Source organism: Mesorhizobium sp. M2A.F.Ca.ET.037.01.1.1 (genome assembly GCF_003998075.1).
Lineage (GTDB): Bacteria > Pseudomonadota > Alphaproteobacteria > Rhizobiales > Rhizobiaceae > Mesorhizobium.
In genome coordinates this window covers 1-1,886 of the sequence record NZ_RZSA01001151.1, presented here as the reverse complement: position 1 = coordinate 1,886, position 1,886 = coordinate 1, and the positions used below count along the sequence as shown (strand labels likewise).

Genomic DNA, 1,886 nt, shown 5'->3' with positions numbered 1-1,886 from the left:
GGACTCGACTTCTTGCCCGTGTATGGTTCTCGACAACCGGTCCGGGCACCGAGAATGTCCCGGCATCGGTCAGCTGATCCGCAAGGGAGGAAACTTAATGGATCGTCGTTCATTCATCCGCAAGGCCGGTGCGTCCGGCGTGGGCGCCGCGGCAGCGGCCGCGACGCTCGCCGCGCCGGCCATCGCCCAGTCCAACCCGAAAGTGACCTGGCGGCTTGCGTCGTCCTTCCCCAAGTCGCTCGACACGATCTATGGCGGCGCCGAGGTCTTCTCGAAAATGCTGTCGGAAGCGACCGATGGCAATTTCCAGGTCCAGGTCTTCGCCTCCGGCGAACTGGTGCCCGGTCTGCAGGCGGCGGACGCCACCGCAGCCGGCACGGTCGAAGCCTGTCATACGGTGGCATACTATTACTGGGGCAAGGATCCCACCTGGGCGCTGGGCGCGGCCGTGCCGTTCTCGCTCAATGCGCGCGGCATGAATGCCTGGCACTACCATGGCGGCGGCATCGACCTGTTCAACGAATTCCTGGCCACGCAGGGCCTTTTCGGTCTGCCGGGCGGCAACACGGGCGTGCAGATGGGCGGCTGGTTCCGCAAGCAGATCAACACGGTCGCCGACCTGTCCGGCCTGAAGATGCGCATCGGCGGTTTTGCCGGCAAGGTCGTGCAGAAGCTCGGAGTCGTGCCGCAGCAGATCGCCGGCGGCGACATCTACCCGGCGCTGGAAAAGGGCACGATCGATGCGGCCGAATGGGTCGGCCCCTATGACGACGAGAAGCTCGGCTTCTACAAGGTCGCGCCCTATTACTACTATCCCGGCTGGTGGGAAGGCGGCCCGACCGTGCACCTGCTCTTCAACAAGGCCAAATACGAAGAGCTGTCGCCGGCCTACAAGTCGCTGGTGCACACCGCCGCCCAGGCGGCGGACGCCAACATGCTGCAGAAATACGACTTCCTCAATCCGGCGGCGGTGAAGCGGCTGGTGGCCGGCGGCGCCAAGCTGGCGCCTTTCAGCCAGGAAATCCTGGCGGCCTGCTTCGAAAAGGCCAACGAAGTCTATGCCGAAATGGAAGCCAACAACGCGCCGTTCAAGAAGATCTGGGAATCGATCAAGGGCTTCCGCAAGGAGCACTATCTCTGGGCCCAGGTCGCCGAATATAATTACGACACCTTCATGATGGTGCAGCAGCGCAACGGCAAGCTGTAGGCTTGCCCTTACCTTCTCCCCTTGTGGGAGAAGGTGGATCGGCGCGCAGCGCCGAGACGGATGAGGGGTGTTGGACGGAGTGCCGTCCGCGCCAAGCTGGAGCACCCCTCATCCGTCGCCTTCGGCGACACCTTCTCCCACAAGGGGAGAAGGGAGAACTGCGTCTCAGCCTCGTCCCGGCACCACCAGCACCTTGACCTCGCCCGGCGCCGGCGGATTGGCGATGACGTCTGGAGCCTCTTCCAAGCTGACCTGCCTTGAGATCAGCCTATCGATCTCGATCGCCCCGGAGGCAATCAACTGCGCCGCCCGGCCATGCGTGAACGGGTTGAGGAAGGAGCCGAGCACCTTCAATTCGCGAAACAAAAGATCGAACGGCTCGATCTCCACCTTCATGCCTTGCGGCACCACGCCGACGATCACGACCGTGCCGCCGGCTTTGGCAATCCGCATCGACTGTTCGACCGTGTCGCGCACGCCAGCGCACTCCAGCACCATGTCGACGCCGCCGGGCGCCAGGCCATTCGGGCCGGCGATGGCTGCGACCGGATCGCCGGCGCTTGGATCCACCGTTGCCGTCGCGCCGAGCTCCTCGGCAAGCGCGCGGCGCGAGGCCTGCCTGGTCGACAGGATGATGGTCGCAGCACCGGCGAGCTTCGCCAGTTGCACGACGAGCAGG

The 1,886-nt window shown here is 64.6% G+C and carries 2 protein-coding genes; one reads left to right on the top strand and one right to left on the bottom strand.

All coding sequences use genetic code 11. The features are described from left to right. Positions 1–97: 97 nt before the first annotated feature. On the top strand, positions 98–1,207 hold the full coding sequence (locus EOA27_RS34500; RefSeq protein ID WP_126063122.1) for a TRAP transporter substrate-binding protein: 1,110 nt from the start codon (positions 98–100) through the stop codon (positions 1,205–1,207). A gap of 165 nt (positions 1,208–1,372) precedes the next feature. Here EOA27_RS34500 and EOA27_RS34495 read toward each other — a convergent pair. Then, positions 1,373–1,886: zinc-binding dehydrogenase (locus tag EOA27_RS34495; RefSeq protein ID WP_145970758.1), on the bottom strand; the 514-nt coding region annotated here is incomplete at its 5' end.